18 protein-coding genes are annotated in these 15,602 nt (G+C 71.6%); 7 read left to right on the forward strand and 11 right to left on the reverse strand.

Translation table 11 applies throughout. From position 1 onward, the window contains the following. Nucleotides 1-13 precede the first annotated feature (13 nt). Genes QSK21_RS34455 through QSK21_RS34465 form a run of 3 tightly spaced genes read right to left on the reverse strand, consistent with a single transcriptional unit; the run spans nt 14 to nt 1,940 of the window. Nucleotides 14-733 carry an alpha/beta fold hydrolase gene (locus tag QSK21_RS34455; protein WP_285701907.1) on the reverse strand — a complete coding sequence of 240 codons (720 nt, stop codon included), beginning with the start codon at nt 731-733 and terminating at the stop codon, nt 14-16. Next, nucleotides 730-1,122, reverse strand: a complete 393-nt coding sequence (locus QSK21_RS34460; protein WP_285701908.1) for a hypothetical protein — start codon at nt 1,120-1,122, stop codon at nt 730-732. The genes QSK21_RS34455 and QSK21_RS34460 overlap by 4 nt, the downstream gene beginning before the upstream one ends. Then, nucleotides 1,119-1,940, reverse strand: a complete 822-nt coding sequence (locus tag QSK21_RS34465) for a DODA-type extradiol aromatic ring-opening family dioxygenase (protein WP_285701909.1) — start codon at nt 1,938-1,940, stop codon at nt 1,119-1,121. Before QSK21_RS34465 ends, QSK21_RS34460 begins: the two co-directional genes overlap by 4 nt. A gap of 262 nt (nt 1,941-2,202) precedes the next feature. On the opposite strand from QSK21_RS34465, the gene QSK21_RS34470 reads away from it, so the two are divergent. Next, on the forward strand, nt 2,203-3,027 hold the full coding sequence (locus tag QSK21_RS34470) for an alpha/beta fold hydrolase (RefSeq protein ID WP_285701911.1): 825 nt from the start codon (nt 2,203-2,205) through the stop codon (nt 3,025-3,027). Continuing rightward, complete coding sequence (locus QSK21_RS34475; protein ID WP_285701913.1) at nt 3,024-4,187, forward strand: LLM class flavin-dependent oxidoreductase; 1,164 nt, start codon at nt 3,024-3,026, stop codon at nt 4,185-4,187. The genes QSK21_RS34470 and QSK21_RS34475 overlap by 4 nt, the downstream gene beginning before the upstream one ends. 69 nt (nt 4,188-4,256) lie before the next feature. On the opposite strand, the gene QSK21_RS34480 is transcribed toward QSK21_RS34475, so the two are convergent. The 8 genes from QSK21_RS34480 to QSK21_RS34515 are packed head-to-tail and all read right to left on the reverse strand — an operon-like array spanning nt 4,257 to nt 11,510. Then, nucleotides 4,257-5,354 (reverse strand): CapA family protein, encoded by a 1,098-nt coding sequence (locus QSK21_RS34480; protein ID WP_285701932.1) that lies wholly within the window; start codon nt 5,352-5,354, stop codon nt 4,257-4,259. A 32-nt stretch (nt 5,355-5,386) separates the two neighbouring features. Further along, on the reverse strand, nt 5,387-6,307 hold the full coding sequence (locus tag QSK21_RS34485; RefSeq protein ID WP_285701914.1) for an NADP-dependent oxidoreductase: 921 nt from the start codon (nt 6,305-6,307) through the stop codon (nt 5,387-5,389). Nucleotides 6,308-6,339: 32 nt separating this feature from the next. Then, nucleotides 6,340-6,543 carry a hypothetical protein gene (locus QSK21_RS34490; RefSeq protein WP_285701915.1) on the reverse strand — a complete coding sequence of 68 codons (204 nt, stop codon included), beginning with the start codon at nt 6,541-6,543 and terminating at the stop codon, nt 6,340-6,342. Between the two features lie 13 nt (nt 6,544-6,556). Next, nucleotides 6,557-8,239 carry a dihydroxy-acid dehydratase gene (gene ilvD, locus QSK21_RS34495; protein ID WP_285701916.1) on the reverse strand — a complete coding sequence of 561 codons (1,683 nt, stop codon included), beginning with the start codon at nt 8,237-8,239 and terminating at the stop codon, nt 6,557-6,559. Continuing rightward, on the reverse strand, nt 8,236-9,612 hold the full coding sequence (locus QSK21_RS34500) for an FAD-dependent oxidoreductase (RefSeq protein WP_285701918.1): 1,377 nt from the start codon (nt 9,610-9,612) through the stop codon (nt 8,236-8,238). Before QSK21_RS34500 ends, ilvD begins: the two co-directional genes overlap by 4 nt. Further along, nucleotides 9,609-9,866, reverse strand: a complete 258-nt coding sequence (locus QSK21_RS34505; RefSeq protein ID WP_285701920.1) for a hypothetical protein — start codon at nt 9,864-9,866, stop codon at nt 9,609-9,611. Before QSK21_RS34505 ends, QSK21_RS34500 begins: the two co-directional genes overlap by 4 nt. Then, nucleotides 9,859-10,959: a hypothetical protein gene (locus tag QSK21_RS34510; protein ID WP_285701921.1), complete on the reverse strand. Its 1,101-nt coding sequence runs from the start codon at nt 10,957-10,959 to the stop codon at nt 9,859-9,861. The genes QSK21_RS34505 and QSK21_RS34510 overlap by 8 nt, the downstream gene beginning before the upstream one ends. An 11-nt stretch (nt 10,960-10,970) precedes the next feature. Continuing rightward, a complete protein-coding gene (locus QSK21_RS34515; RefSeq protein WP_285701923.1) occupies nt 10,971-11,510 on the reverse strand; it encodes a UGSC family (seleno)protein in 540 nt (179 codons plus the stop codon). Nucleotides 11,511-11,748: 238 nt separating this feature from the next. On the opposite strand from QSK21_RS34515, the gene QSK21_RS34520 reads away from it, so the two are divergent. The 5 genes from QSK21_RS34520 to QSK21_RS34540 all read left to right on the forward strand — a co-directional run. Then, the gene (locus tag QSK21_RS34520; RefSeq protein WP_285701924.1) at nt 11,749-12,582 is read left to right on the forward strand and encodes an IclR family transcriptional regulator; all 834 of its coding nucleotides are present in this window, start codon (nt 11,749-11,751) and stop codon (nt 12,580-12,582) included. Nucleotides 12,583-12,660: 78 nt separating this feature from the next. After that, nucleotides 12,661-13,728, forward strand: a complete 1,068-nt coding sequence (locus tag QSK21_RS34525; RefSeq protein ID WP_285701925.1) for an ABC transporter substrate-binding protein — start codon at nt 12,661-12,663, stop codon at nt 13,726-13,728. 94 nt (nt 13,729-13,822) lie between these two features. After that, entirely contained in the window at nt 13,823-14,656 is an 834-nt protein-coding gene (locus QSK21_RS34530; protein ID WP_285701926.1) for an ABC transporter ATP-binding protein, read from the forward strand. After that, nucleotides 14,653-15,450, forward strand: a complete 798-nt coding sequence (locus QSK21_RS34535; protein WP_285701928.1) for an ABC transporter permease — start codon at nt 14,653-14,655, stop codon at nt 15,448-15,450. The genes QSK21_RS34530 and QSK21_RS34535 overlap by 4 nt, the downstream gene beginning before the upstream one ends. A 24-nt stretch (nt 15,451-15,474) precedes the next feature. Continuing rightward, nucleotides 15,475-15,602 (forward strand): FAD-dependent oxidoreductase (locus tag QSK21_RS34540; protein WP_285701311.1); only part of this gene is annotated, 128 nt, incomplete at its 3' end.

Raw genomic sequence — 15,602 nt, forward strand, 5'->3', positions numbered from 1 at the left:
ACGGGCCGCCCCGTCAGCCGGAAGCCGTCTCGGCGGCCAGCTTGAGCAGGGCCGAGACCGTCTCGTCCGGTGCGGTGACCATGGCCTCGTGACCCGTCCCGATGGTGAGGACCGGCCAGCCGAGCCGTTCCGCCTTCTCCCGCTGCCCGGCGAACACGTCCTTCCAGGCGGTGCAGCCCAGGTACGCGGCGGGGACGCGGTCGGCCGCGCCGGTCAGGCGCAGCGGCTGGGTGTAGGTGAGCCACGGGTGCGGGGTGAGCAGCGGCTCCAGCCAGGCCAGGTCGCCGGGGTCGGTCACCCCCAGGACCTCCAGCGAGCGCGGCGGGACCAGCCAGCCGAACCCGCGTTCGGCCACCGACTCCGCCCAGTGGTGCGCGACGTCCTCGGGCAGCAGGTCGCGGGCGCGGTCGCCGTCGCCGGGCACGAAGGCGTCCAGATGGATCCGCAGCGCGATCCGGTCGGGCAGGCGGTCGGCGACGCCGGTGACGACCTGCCCCGCGTAGCTGTGCCCGACCAGCACCACCTCACTCAGGTCTTCGACGAGGATCAGGCGGGCGATGTCCTCGATGTGGGTGTCGAGCCCGACGGCCGGGCCGATCAGGTGGGCGCGTTCACCGAGCCCGGTCAGGCTGGGGGTGTACACGGTGTGCCCGGCCTCGCGCAGCGGCCCGGCGACCCTGCGCCAGCACCAGCCGCCGTGCCAGGCGCCGTGGACGAGGACGAAGGTGGTCATCGCCGGTCGTTCTCCGCTTCGCGTGCGCGCTTGGCGTAGTCGCGGGTGCGGTCGTAGGTGCCCGGCGGCACGCCCTCGCGCGCCTCCCGGTCGCGCGCGACGAACCGGCAGCCCGTCCACGCGAGCAGGGGGTGGGCTCCGGCGGCCACGCACGTGTCGATGTCGAGCGTCCGCAGGGCCTTGGACTCCTCGGGGGAGAGCCCGAACTCCTTCTCCACCGCGTCCGCGTCGTCCAGGTACCTCGCGCGCAGCGCCGGGTCGCGGAAGTCGCGCAGCAGCCGGTTGAAGTCGTAGGACCCGGGATCGGGGTAGCGGTAGTGGTGGTAGCCCTTGCCGCGGAAGACGTACCCGCCGTACTTCTGGTCCGCCGTCCTCTGGTCCGTCGTCACCGTGCCGCCTCCATCGCCTCGGTCTCGGTGTCCCAGACCACGACGCCGTGGCCGTGGTGCCAGATCGGCTGGTAGGACAGCACCCGGCCGGGCCTGCGCCGTCCCATCGCGCCGAACAGCACGAACCAGGCCAGCAGCTCGCCCTCGCCCACCTCGTCGAGCTGCTCGGGGGTGAGGTCGAGAAGCGGATCGAGGTCGCCCGCCTCGATCCGGTCCAGGATCCAGCGGTCGAACCCGAACTCCGGCTCGGGGTACTTGGGCGTGCCCGGGTAGTGCGACATGCCGCCGCTGGCCAGGACCGCCACCCGCTCGTCGCGCCCGGCGACCACCTCGGCGATCGCGCGTCCCAGCGCCTCGCACCGGCGCGGCGTGGTCAGCGGCGGCAGGTACACGTTCACCAGCAGCGGCACCACCGGGATCGGGCGGTCGCCCAGCACGAACCGGAACGGCGTCGCGAACGCGTGCCCCAGCTCGGCCCGCTGCGAGTACGCCATGTCGAACCCGCGCTCGATCAGCCCCTCCACCAGCGCCGTCGCCAGCCCGGTGTGGACGGGGCGCGAGAACGGCTCGCCGCCGAACTCGCCCTCGGCGCGCGGCCCGGTGTACAGGGTGAACGTCGGCACCAGGTCAAGGGAGAAGGTCTCCAGATGGTCCGAGCCGATGATGAGCAGCGCGTCCGGCCGCGTCTCGTCCAGGATCCCGCCGAGCTCGCGCAGCGCGTCCCGGGACGCGTCGAGCTGCGTCTCGTCCTCGCCGGGGAACGACTGCAGAAGCTGCGGCGCGTGGACCCCCGCCATCGCGGCCACGACCTCGCCCATGACCCCTCCAAGATGTCGTGTGTCACCGGCACGGTAAGCGGGGGCGTGATTCCCGGCCCATTGGCTGTCGGACCTGACTTGCCTACGTCATTCGTCGTAGGGCCGCTGCCTCCCGGATCGCCCCTAGCGCCGCCCGCGACCCTTTCCAAGGCGGCTTCCAGGACACGGAATCCAGGGTTGATCTCGCCCAGACACGACTTGATGCTGAGTAAGACCGACATATCGCTCGCCTGTGCAGGTACTTCCGAGAGAGGCGATCAGGTTGTCCAACGTCACTGCCGACGGCGAACGGGCCACGTCCGCGGGGCCGGTGAGCCGCACCCTGGAGTTCCCCGGCGGCTCCATCCAGTACTTCCGCGAAGGCCAGGGAAGACCGCTGCTGTTCCTGCACGCCGCCGGAGGAGCGGGGGTGTGGCACGAGTTCCTGGAGCGGCTGTCGGCCGGCTTCGACGTGGTGGCGCCCGCGCACCCCGGCTTCGGGCCCTCCGACGAGCTGCCCGAGGTCGAGGACATCGACGACCTCGTCTACCACTACATCGACGTCATCGACCGGCTCGGGCTCGACCGCCCGCACGTCGTCGGCGGCTCGTTCGGCGGCTGGGTCGCCGCCGAGCTGGCCGTCGCCGCGCCGCACAAGATCGGCTCACTGACCCTGCTGGGCGCGGTGGGGCTGCGCATCCCCGAGCACCCCGTCACCGACCTGTTCTTCCTCAAGCCGCACGAGATCCCCCCGGTGCTGTTCTCCGACCTCGCCAAGGCCGCGGAGATGTTCCCGCCCGGCGAGCCCGACATCGACACGATCCTGGCCGCCTACAAGGACCAGACCGCGCTGGCCCGCTTCGGCTGGGTGCCGTTCCTCAACAACCCCAAGCTGGAGCGGAGGCTGAAGAGGATCACCGCGCCCACCCTGGTGGCGTGGGCGGAGAAGGACGCGCTCGTCCCCATCGAGCACGGCCGCCGGTACGCCGAGCGCATCCCGGGCGCCCGTTTCGAGGTCGTGGACGACTGCGGCCACGCCATGTACTTCGAGCGCCCCGCGGAGTTCGCCGACGTCGTCATGGGTTTCCTGAGCGGAGTGAGCAGATGAGGTTCGTGTTCTTCCACCTGATGCCCTACCCCTACCTGCCGGACGACTTCGACGAGAACCACAGGTCGCCCTCGCTGACGTTCCCGAGCAAGTACTTCGACCCCCAGCTCGGCCGCAGGCTCTACCATCGCTACCTGGACGAGCTGGAGTACGCCGAGACGCTGGGCTTCGACGGGATCGCGGTCAACGAGCACCACCAGACCGCCTACGGGCTGATGCCCTCGCCGAACCTCATGGCGGCGGCGCTGGCCCGGCGCACCGAACGGGCGCAGATCATGGTGCTGGGCAACGCGATCGGCATCCGCGGCAACCCGCTGCGGGTGGCCGAGGAGATCGCGATGCTGGACCATCTGACCGACGGCAGGATCGTGTCGGGCTTCGTCCGCGGCATCGGCTGGGAGTACTTCGCGCACAGCATCAACCCGACCAGGTCCCGCAGCCGGTTCAACGAGGCGCACGACCTGATCATCAAGGCGTGGACGTCCGACGACGTGTTCCAGTGGTACGGCGAGAACTACGAGTACCGCTACGTCAACCTCTGGCCCAAGCCGCTCCAGCGCCCGCACCCGCCGATCTACATCCCCGGCGCGGGCAGCACCGAGACGATGAAATTCGTGGCCGAGCACGGGTACACCTACATGTCGGTCTACGCCCCCAGCAGGGTCGTCAAGATGTGGTTCGACGGCTACCGCGCCGCGGCGGAGGAGGCGGGCGTGCCGCCCGACCCCGAGAGAATCGGCTTCTCGCTCCCGGTCTATGTCGCCGAGACCGACGAGCAGGCCCACCGCGAGGCGAAGCAGTATTTGGAGTGGCTGTTCCTGAAGGGCCTCAAGCAGGGCAGCGAGATCGTCTCCCCGCCCGGCTACATGAGCCAGGGCTCGATGCGGGGGATCCTCAAGGCGGGCCTGAAGCCCTTCGCCGAACTGTCCTACGAGGAACTGCTCGCGCAGGGGTACGCCGTCGTCGGCAGCCCGCAAAGCGTGACCGAGCGGTTCGGCGAGCTGCACGAGCAGCTCGGCTTCGGGCAGCTCATCGCCCTCATGAGCATCGGGAACGCCCCGCACGAGCACACCAAGCGGAGCATGGAGCTGTTCGCGTCCGAGGTCATGCCCGCGCTTCGCCCCCTGGGCGTGGCCAGCACGGCGGGCGCGGCCTCCTAGCCGGATCCGCGGCCCGGCACGTGCCGTCATGGCGGCGTGCCGGGCCGCCGACCCGGGGCGTGCCCCGTCTCAGGCGAGGGACAGCAGGCCGTCGGGATCCCGGGTGACGCGGGTGCCGAACGCGCGGCTGCTCCCCTCCAGGGTCTGGCGGAGCCAGGCGATGTCCTCGTCGCCGGGGCGGCGCAGGGACATCTTCCCGGCCTGCATCGGGGCCATCCGCAGGGAGGCCGGTTCGCCGGTCCCGGGGGCGAAGGTGGCCAGGTAGAGCAGCCGGAGGTCGTCGCGGAACCCCTCGTACCCGCCGATCCCCTCGTAGTCGTTGATGAGGTCGCCGCAGCCGTACAGGATCGGCTTGCCCCGGTACACCTCGATCGGGCGGGGATGGTGCGAGGAATGGCCGTGGACGACGTCCACCCCGCCGTCGATGAGCGCGTGCGCGAAGCGGACCTGGTCGCGGGGGACGTGGTGACCCCAGTTCGAGCCCCAGTGGATCGAGGCGATCGCGATGTCGCCCGGCCGCTTCACGCGCTTGACGTGGTCGAGGAGGCGGGCGGCCTCGGCGGCGGAGGGCTCGGGGACGAACGCGACCCCGGCCCGGTCCCCGGTGGCCGCCCAGGACGGATCGACCCCGCTGGAGGGCATCCCGAAGGCGAACACCAGCACCCGGCCGCCCTCGACAGGGACGATGGCGGGCGCGGCGGCGGCCCTCGCGTCCCGGCCCGCGCCCGCCGTCCGCAGACCGGCGGAGTCCAGGGCGTCGAGCGTGTCGTGCAGGCCCTGGAGGTCGAAGTCCAGGACGTGGTTGTTGGCCAGGACGCACACGTCGGGCCGGGCGGCGGCCAGGCAGGGCAGGTTGGCGGGGTTCATCCGGTAGTGGATCTCCTTGCCGGGGGCGAACCGGCCGTCCCGCGTGACGCTGGTCTCCAGGTTCAGCACGAGGGCGTCGGGAGCGGACTCCCGCAGCACCGCCAGGGCGTCGCCCCAAGGCCAGTCGAAGGGAACCGGTTTCGGAAGGGGGCCGTTCGCCTCCACGGCCAGCGAGACGTACTCGCGGGCGTCCCGCACCGACGGCTCGCGCAGCACCGGGTCGCCGGGATGCGGAAGGATCTGGTCCACACCACGGCCGAGCATGACGTCCCCGCAGAGCGCCAACGTCACCGACCCCATGGTTCCCATGCCGGCACCGGCCTCCCAGCCGCTCAGGGAACCAGGACGATCTTGCCCCGGGTGTGCCGCCTCTCCAGCTCCCGGAAGGCGTCCTGGACCTTCTCCAGCGGGTAGGTCCGGGCGATCGGGACCTCCAGCCGCCCGGCGGCGATGGCCGCCGCCAGCTCGGCCAGCACCTTCGCGCTGGCCGCCGCGGCGGTGCCCTCGCCCTTGACGCCGTGCTCGGCCACCGCCGCGAAGTCGATGATCGTGTTGATCCGTTCCGGGGCGACCCCGAGATCGAGGGCGAGCCGCACGTAGCCCCGCCCGAAGGTGTCGATGAAGGCGTCCACCCGTCCGCCCGCGGCCTCCCGGATCCGGTCGGCGACGCCGTCGCCGTAGGCGAGGGGACGGATGCCGTGCCCGGCCAGCCAGCCGTGGTTGCGCTCGCCCGCCAGCCCGATCACGTCGGCGCCGGCGTTGCGCGCGAGCTGCACCGCGATCGAGCCGACGCCGCCCGCCGCGCCCGACACCACCACGGTGTCGCCCTCGCCGGCCCCCACCGCGCGGACCGCCGCGTACGCTGCCGTCCCCGCGATGAACAGGGCGCCCCCGGCCTCCCACGGCACGTTCCCGGGTTTGGGTGTCAGGTTGCCGGCGGGGACGGCGACGTACTCGGCGTGGCTGGCCCGGTCGTGCGTGAAACCGATCAGCTCGTCGCCCACGGTCGCGCCCTCGACGCCCTCGCCGATCTCCTCGGCCACCCCCGCCAGGTCGCTGCCCTGTCCCGAGGGGAACGTCGCGGGCCAGCGCTGGTGCAGCAGGCCCTCGCGGATCGACGACTCACCCGGGTTGATCCCCGCGGCCTTCACCCTGATCAACACCTGCCCCGGGCGGGGCACGGGACGTTCCACCTCCACGACCCGCAGGACGTCGATCCCGCCGTACCCGTTGAACCTGACCGCCTTCGGCATGCGCGTCCCCTTCCGTCCGTCTGGACGTTCACCTACCCATCACCGGCCACCTGGAGGTAGCGCGCCGCCCATGACTGCACCATCCAGGGACGGCTGCACCATCCGGGGGCGACCGGCTCCACCGTGCGCTCCGGCGGCATCGTCGGCGTGCTCGCGGTGGCGGGCATCACCGCCGCGCTCATGAACAGGCCGAGGGTGACGCCGCTCGCCCAGCCCCAGTCCGCGCCCTTGGTCACGCCGAGCAGTCGGTCAGCCTCCCAGCGTGGCGCCGCGTCCGAGGGGGCCGACGGTACGCGCGTACACCGACAGCCAGCCGCAGCCGGCCGGAGGAGCGGTGTCGGGCAGGGCCGCGCGGCGCTCGGCCAGCTCCGCCTCGGTCACCTCCAGGTCGATGGACCGGGTGTCCAGGTCGATGGCGATGACGTCGCCGTCCCTGACCAGCCCGAGCGGGCCGCCGACGGCGCCCTCCGGGCTCACCTCGGCCACCACCAGTCCCCGGTTGACCAGCCCGGACATCTGCCCGTCGGTGACGAACGCGACCTTGTCCCCCAGGCCCGCGCCGTCGAGGGCGAACACGAACGCCGAGGTCAGCCCCATGCCGGGAGAGCCGCGCAGGCCCAGCCCGGTCAGCACCACGACCTGGCCGGGCCGGACCTCGCCGCCGCGGATCCCCTCCAGCCCCTCCTCGCGGGAGCGGAACACCTTGGCCGGGCCGCGGAAACGGCGCACGCCGTCGTCGGCGACCGTGCGCTTGGCCACGCCGCCGTCCGGGGCGAGCGACCCGCGCACCACCACGATGCCGGGGTGACGCGCGAAGGGCCTGTCCAGCGGGCGGATCACCGCGGACTCCACCGGGGTGAACGACGCGACGGCCTCGCCGACCGGCACGCCCGCCACCGTGGGCCGGTCGAGGTCGAGCAGGGGGGCCAGCCGGTGCATGAGGCCCAGCGCGCCGCCCGCCGCCTCGAACTCGGCGATGCCGTGGTCGCCGTTCGGCTTCACCGCGCTCAGCAGCGGCACCTTCGGCGCGAACTCCTCGAACAGCGCGTAGACGTCCACGTCGCATCCCGCCTCGACCGCCACGGCCTGGAGGTGCTTGAGCGTGTTGACCGAGCCGCTGATCGCCAGCATCGCGATGACCGCGTCCCGGAACGCCCCGGCGCACAGGATGTCGCGCGGCCGGACGTCCTCCCCGACCAGCTCGACGACGCGCCGCCCGGCGGCGGCCACGGTCTCCCACATCTTCGGGCTGTTCGCCCGCACCGGGGTGCTGCCCGGCAGCGCCATGCCCAGCGCCTCGGCGGCGATGTGCATGGAGTTGGCCGTGCCCATGCCCGCGCACACGCCGGGCCCGGTCACCGCGCAGGCGCTCATCTCCGCCAGGTCGTCGACGGTCATCCGCCCGGTGGCGACGTGGCCGGCGTAGCGGAACACGTCCTCGAAGTCGACCTCCTCGCCCCGGAAGACGCCGGACGGCTGGTACCCGCACGACACCACGACCGTCGGCAGGTTGAGCCGCCCGGCCGCCATCAGATGCGCGGGCGTGGTCTTGTCGCACGACGACAGGCACACCATGCCGTCCAGCAGCGCGCCCTCCGCCGCCACCTCGATATCGCTGACGATCAGGTCGCGGCTGGGCAGGATGTACCGGCCCGCCGCCCCGGCGCTGGTGATCGCGTCGCTCGGCGCGGCCGTGCGCACCTCGAACCCGATGCCGCCGGCGTCGCGGATCGCCTGCTTCAGCGGCCCGACGAGACCGTCCAGATGGCTGAAGCAGCTCGCCAGGTCCGAGGAGCTGTTGACGATGGCGATCTTGGGCTTCTCCATGTCCTCCGGGGTGAGGCCGAGCGCCGTCCACTGCGCCCGGCGCATCGCCCACGGGGTGCTGCCCGGCGCGAAGTTGGAGCGCAGGGGCCTGCGCCGCCCGGTCATGACGCCTCCCGGCCCAGGAAGGCGCCGCCCCGTTCGAGCCTGCGCTGCAACTCCGCGACGTCGATGGCGCCGCAGTCGGCGCCCGAGGACAGGGCGAGCCCGGCGGCCGTGCCCGCCGCCTCGCCCATGGCGAAGCACGGTCCCGTCACCCGGGCGGCGGACTGGGCGTCGTGCGTCATCGACGCGCACCGGCCCGCCACGTACAGGTTGCGGATCCGGTCCGGCACGAGCATCCGGAAGGGAAGCTGGTTGTACCCGCGCGGGTTCTCGCCGCGCGGCCACCGGAACTCGACCGTGCCGGACACGTGGGCCTCGATCGGCCAGCCGTTGACGCCGATCGTGTCGGGGAAGTCGGCGCAGTCGCGGACGTCGTCCTCGGTGAGCTGGTAGCGGCCGACGATGCGCCGGGTCTCCCTGATCCCGATCTGCGGGGCCAGATCGACGATGTAGGAGTCGCCGAACCCCGGAGTGCGGTCCCGGATGAAGGTGAACGCGTCCAGCACCTGCTGCCGCCCCTGCAACTCGCCATGGGTGAGCTGGTCGACGTCGGTGCCGTCGATGGCGCTGCCGTCGGGGTTGCTGAGCTGGGTGAGGTTGGCGCGCCACTCCAGCGGGTTGCGCTGCGGGCGGACGATCGGCTTCTTGCGGGGGAACGTGTGTGTCCCGGCGCGCTCGGCCTCCTCCATCAGCCGCTCGACCGTCCGCCACGGCGCCTCGCCCGCGGCGCGGGCGTCCACCCCGTTGATGCGGAACATCAGCGACGGGTACAGCATCCCGTCGTGGCCGGGCGACTTCTCGTACGTGACGCCCGCCCACGCCGACACGTCCGCGTCACCGGACGCGTCGACGAAGACGCGGCCGCGCACCGCCGCCCGTCCCGACTTGGACTCGATCAGCACCGCGTCCAGCGTGTCGTCGTCGCCCATCACCACGCCCACCGCCGTCGCGTGGAACAGCGGCCGGGCGCCCGAGCCGGTCACCAGCTCGTCCGCCGCGATCTTGTACGCGGAGATGTCGAACGCCTGGGCCAGGATGCCGTCGTTGATGGTCAGGTGCGGCTCGGAGAGGCCGTCCAGCTTGGCGAGCCGTTCCAGCAGCTCGTCGGCCAGGCCGTGGATGACGCGCCGGTGCTCGCCGTACACCTTGGCGTGCAGCCCGCAGAACGTGCTCAGGCCGCCCGCCGTTCCCGCTCCGCCCAGGAAGCCGTACCGTTCGAGGAGGATCACCGAGTGCCCGGCGCGGGCCGCCGCCGTGGCCGCCATGATCCCCGCCGGGCCGCCGCCCACGACCACCACGTCGAACTCGCCGTACACCGGCGTGGTGCGGGCCGGCTCGGTGACCGTCGCCGGGCGCGGGCGCTCGGCCGGGCTCATGAGCCGCTCGGCAGGACGATGTGGTCCAGCGTGTACGGGGTCGGCTCCAGCGCGTTCGACATGATCGTCTCCATCACCGGCAGCGGGACCAGGCAGTCGGCGCACGCGTCCTCGCCCGCCACGATCCGCACCACGACCCCGTTCTCGCCGTTCAGCGACCAGCTCAGCGTGTAGCCGTCGGTCGCGAGCATGTCGCGGAACCCGCCCAGCGCGCAGTCCAAATCCATGCCGTCCAGTTCCGGGGCGTCAGTCATCGAGGTCACCCACCCGGGCGATCGCCACGGCGTGGTCGCGCGGCCCGAACGCCTCGATGATCGTGGAGACGCCCGCGTTGTTGGCGCCCGCCACCATCACCTGGACCGCGCCGGGCGCGATCAGGGCGGGCACCCGGTCGGGGTCGTCGCTCTGGCTGGCGTGGTCCGGCACCGCGTCCGGGTGGTCGGCCGGGAGCCGCCAGCGGGTGTGCTGGGAGACCGCGTCCTTGCCGACCGCCGCCAGCTCGGAACGGGAGTTCACGGCGTGCTCGAAGATGAACTGCCGCACGTCGTCCTTGCCCCACCCGTTCGCCGCGAAGACGCGGGCGTGCTCGGGGCCGAGGACGATCAGCGCGCTGCTGGTCTCGTGGATGAGCGCGCCCGTCCGCCTGATGCTGTCGGCCAGGTCCAGGCCGAGCTGCTCCGGCAGGTGGGTGTGGCGGGCCTCGATGTGCATGCACGACCGCACTACCATCGCGGTCACCGCGCTGTCGGACGGTGAGAGGCCGTGCTCGACGTGCAGCGGCTCCCACGGGCTCTCCTCCTCGTTCTCCGCGATGCACGCGGAGTACTTGGCCAGCGTGCCCTGCGTGGCCTGGTCGAGCTGGTGCGGGCGGAGGCCGAAGACGTTGATGGCGGTGAGCCGTATGGCGCGGCCGATGGTGGCGTTGGCCCGGAAGCCCGACCCGAACACGTTCCCCTTGCTGTTCAGGCCGATTCGCTCACGGACGGGCCCGTTCACCACCAGCAGCGGGGCCGTGCCGGTCGTGCTCTGCCAGATGCCCTTCTTCGGGTACGGCTCGTCCGCGAACGCGTCCCAGGCGGCGAGCACCACCGGGAAGTACTCGGGCAGGCAGCCGGCCAGGACGGCGTTGATGGCGGCGAGCCGCACCGTGCACTGCCGGTTCAGATGCGGGACGCCGAAGACCACCTCGTCGGGGTCGCGGCTCGTCGTGGCGAGAAACTCGGCCAGGTAGGACTCGGTGACCGGCACGACGGGCAGCCCGTCGGTCCAGTCCCGCCCGGCGTAGTACTCCAGGGCGGAGCGGATCTCCGCGGCGTCGGCCAGCGGGGCGTCGGCGACTGTGCTCATTCGATTTCCTTTCAGGCTTCCGCGCCGAGGATGCGCTGGACGTCGGGCATCACCGCGAGCACGCGGTCCCGCAACTGACCCGCGTCCAGGCTGGCCACGGGGTGCTCCACCGCGATGAACTCGAATCCGGGGAAGCCCTGGACCGAGGCCATGGCGCGCGCGGACATCAGGAACGAGTCGGAGATGACGCTCACGGCGGGGATCCCGGCACGTTCCAGCATGATCCCGTCGGCCACGGTGGCGGCGCTGCACGAGCCGCAGTCGCCGACGGCCGTGACGACCACGTCGCATTCCTCGGCGACCTGCTTGAGCAGGTCGTCCTCCATGGGGGTCCCGAAGTAGCCCTTGGTGTACATCCGGGACCCGCTCGTACCGAACCGGCGGCTCAGCTCGCCGGCTATCTCCGACAGCAGCACCTGCGCGTTCGGCTTGGTGTTGTCCACCAGGCCGACGGTCAGCCCCCGGAGGCCGGCCGGCCGCGGCGCGAGCGTGGTGTCGGCCGTCCGCTCGTCGAAGCCCGTGGGGTCGAGTAGCCTCTCGCGTCCTGTCATGTCTCCGGCACCTCCGGATCGTGCGGTCGGATCGTGCGGGCAGAGGGGGCGCTCCGGCGCTCGCCGGGGCCGCGCCCGCCTCCCGAAGATCGCTCCCCGGCCGAGCCGTGACTACCGGACTTTCCGCATATCGGAAGGCGGGATGGGGCACAATCGACGCTCCGGCGCCCGCGATCGCGGGCGTCCCGGCCCGCCCACCCCCCGGCGCCGGGCCGTCCTCGCGGTAAGGACGAAGACGATGACCGAGGAGAAACGATCGGTGCTGCGCAGAGCGCTGCGCATCCTGGAGACCATCAAGGACGCGGCGGACGGCCTGAGCCTCTCCGAGATCAGCCGCCGGTCCGGCGTACCGCTCACCACCACGCACCGGATCGTGGCCGAGCTGCTCGCCTGGGGCGCGCTGGAACGTGACGACTCCGGCGAGTACCGGATCGGCTTGTGGCTGTGGGAGGTGGCGGCCGTCGCGCCGAGGTCGGTCGGCCTGCAGCGGGTCGCCCAGCCGTTCATGCGGGACCTGTTCGAGACCACCCAGCGCGGCGTCCACCTGGCGGTCAGGGAGAAGGACCAGTACGTGTTCCTCGAACGCCTCCTCAGCCCGGAGACGGCCACCGACCGTGCCCAGGTCGGCGGCCGGTACGAGCTGTACGCCACCGCCATCGGGCTCGTCCTGCTCGCGTACGCGCCGCCCGAGCTTCAGGAGAAGGTGGTCACCGGCCCGCTGGAGGTGCCGAGCTGGCACGCGCCGGTGACCGAGCACCAGGTGCGGCAGACGCTCGCCGACGTCCGGCTGCACGGCTACGCCACCACCGACATCCGCCAGGAGTACACCTCGGTCGCCGCCCCCATTCACGGTCCGGGCGGGACGGTCGTCGCCGCGCTGTCGCTGATCCTGCGGCGCAACGAGCCGTACGCGCCGCGCCTGGCGCACCTGCTGGCCACCGTCCGCGGCATCTCCCGCGCCCTGGGCGCCCCGCAGGCACGGCCCCGGCCCGGTGTCCCGTATGACACGCGCGTCCCTTCCGTCCCGCGGTCTTCCGATATGCGGTCTTCCGATATACGGAAACGTGGGTAGTCAGAGCCGCAGTGTGGCGGGAGTCTCATTCCGGTCGGCTACGGCGTGAGCCGACCGGAACCGAACAGGAGACGGATCGTGTCCGCCACCACCCCATCCGCACCGCCCCCCGTCGGCCGCAGGCGATTCCTCAGGGGCGCGGCCTTCACGGTCACCGCCGCGGCCGCCGGCCCCGCGCTCGCCGCATGCGGCTCGCCCGCCGCGAGCGGGGGCGGGGGCGACGGTAGGCTGACCTTCCTGAGCCCGCTGCCGCTCGACACCCTCGCGCTCGCCCCGGAACTGCTCGCCGTCGCGGGCGGGCACTTCACGAAGCACGGGCTGGACGTCCGGCTGCAGGCCGCCAGGGGCACCCCCCAGGCGATGCAGACGCTGCTGTCGGGCATCGCGCCGGTCGCGCGCGTCGGCCAGATCGACATCATGACGGCGATCACCGAGCGGAACCAGCCGCTGGTCAACATCGCCACGCCGTTCCGGACGTCCACGGTGCGCCTCATCTACAGCAAGCGGCGCCCGGTGAACAAGCCCGAGGACCTGATCGGCAAGACGATGGGCGTCCCGTCCGAGGGCGGCACCAGCGACAAGGTCGTCTCGCTCATCCTGGCCAGCGCCGGCATCGACCCGAAGCGCACCAAGCGGCAGGTCGTGGGGCTCTCTCCGGGCACCTTCGACCTGGTGCAGCGGGGACGGCTGGCCGGCTACGTGGTGAGCACCGACACCGCCAACGTCCTGATCAACCAGAACCCCGACGCGGCCATGTTCGACCCGGCCAAGTACGTCAAGGCCGACTCGCAGGCGTACGTGACCACGAAGGACGCCCTGAAGAAGGAGGCCGAGGGACTCCGCGCCTTCCTGGCCGGGATCCACGACGCCATGACCGAGCTCGTCGCCGACAAAACGTTCGACGGCGTGCTGAGGAAACTCCGTGGCCGGTACTCCTTCGCCACCCTCGACGACGACAAGATCGCCAAGGCCAGCCTCAGCATGTTGCGCGAGAGCTGGACGGGCGGCGATCCGAACAGGCCCCTGCTGGTCACCGAGCAGAACGCCTGGGCGGCCGGCTACAAGGAGCTGACGGACGCGGGCATCCTCAAGCCTGGGGCCGACCCCTCGTCCTGGTACGACAACGGCCTGCTGCCCAAGTCCTGAGGGGCGGGACGGATCCATGGCAGACACCGAAGGAAGGAGCGGGATGGCGGCCGAAAGCGCAGGCACGGTCGGCAGGACCGCGGGAACACCGGTCATGCGACCTGACTCCGACGACACGAGTTCTCCGTCCCCGGCCGTGGCCAAGCTGGAGCTGATCGGGGTCGGCAAGGAGTTCCACACCAAGCGCGCGCACACCGTGGCCCTCTCCGGCATCAACCTGACGATCAAGGACGGCGAGTTCGTCTCGGTGATCGGGCGGTCGGGCTGCGGGAAGACCACCCTGCTGCGCATGCTCGCGGGGCTGCTCAGCCCCTCCGAAGGCAAGATCCTGGTCGAGGGCAACTCGCTGTGGGACGGCTCGAAGGTCGACTCCTCGGTGGTCTCGCAGCTCGGCGTGGTCTTCCAGGAGGCGAACCTGTTCCCCTGGTACTCCGTCGCCGAGAACATCGCGCTGCCGCTCCGGCTGCGCGGTGACGACAAGGCGTCCCGGCTGGCCCGTGCCCGGGAGCTGGCCGAGCTGGTCGGCCTCGGCGGGTTCGAACGGTCCTACCCGCGCGAGCTGTCCGGCGGCATGCGCCAGCGGGTCGCGATCGCCAGGGCGCTCAGCACCCGTCCCAAGCTGCTGCTGATGGACGAGCCGTTCGGCGCGCTCGACGCCCTCACCCGCGAGCGCATGAACCTGGAGCTCCAGCGCATCGCCCTGGCCACCAACGCCACGGTCGTCTTCGTGACCCACGACATCACCGAGGCGGTCTTCCTGGGCGACAGGGTCGTGCAGCTCACGCCGCGTCCCGGCCGGATCCGCCAGGTGATGCCCATCGAGTTCGAACGGCCGCGCGGCCTCGACGTGCAGACCGAGCCGGAGTTCGGCACCATCACACGCGACCTGCGCCACGCGCTCGACGAGGACGAGGAAAAGAACGAATGAGCGGCAACCGGTCCCGCAAGCTGCTGCCTTGGCTGAGCACCCCGCTGATCCTGCTGGTGTTCTTCGCCGCCTGGGACCTGCTGGTCCGGGTGTTCGGCATCTCCGACCTGGTGCTGCCGCCGCCCATGCAGGTGTTCGACACCCTCAAGGACGTGGTCACCGACGGGTCGACATGGGACCACGCGCAGGTCACCGCGACCGAGACCATCGCCGGGTTCCTCATCGCGCTGGTGGCCGGGGTGGCGATCGGCGTGGTGCTCGGCAAGGTCCCGTGGCTGGAGCTCAGCCTCCGTCCCGTGATCGTCGCGTCCCAGGTGGTGCCCAAGGTGGCGCTGATCCCGCTGTTCGTGATCTGGTTCGGGTTCGGGATGACCTCGAAGGTGATCATGGCGGCGATGCTGGCGTTCTTCCCGATCATGCTGAACGTGCAGCTGGGGGTGCGCTCGGTGGAGTCCGGCCAGCGCGAGGTCATGCGCAGCCTCAACGCCAGTCGCTGGCAGACGTTCCGGCACCTGGAGCTGAAGAGCACCATGCCGTACGTCTTCGCCGGCATGGAGGTCGGCATCGTGTTCGCCATCATCGGCACGATCGTCGGCGAGTACCTGGGCGGCAGCGAGGGCCTGGGCTATCTGGTGGTGCGCACCCTCAACGACCTGAACGCGCCCGCCCTGTTCGCGACCATCATCCTGCTGTCGGTTCTCGGCCTGCTGCTGTACTTCGTGGTGAACGGGCTCAAGCGGTTCTTCATACCGTGGCACGAGTCCGTGTACGGTCAGCACGACTTGAACCGGTGATGCGGCAATCGACGAGGGGATGCGGTGAGCGACGTTCGGGACGTCATCGTGATCGGGTCGGGGCCTGCGGGGTACACCGCTGCGATCTATGCGGCTCGGGGTGAGTTGCGGCCGTTGGTGTTCGAGGGGTCGGTGACGGCGGGTGGGGCGTT

Source organism: Actinomadura sp. NBRC 104412 (assembly GCF_030269515.1).
Lineage (GTDB): Bacteria > Actinomycetota > Actinomycetes > Streptosporangiales > Streptosporangiaceae > Spirillospora.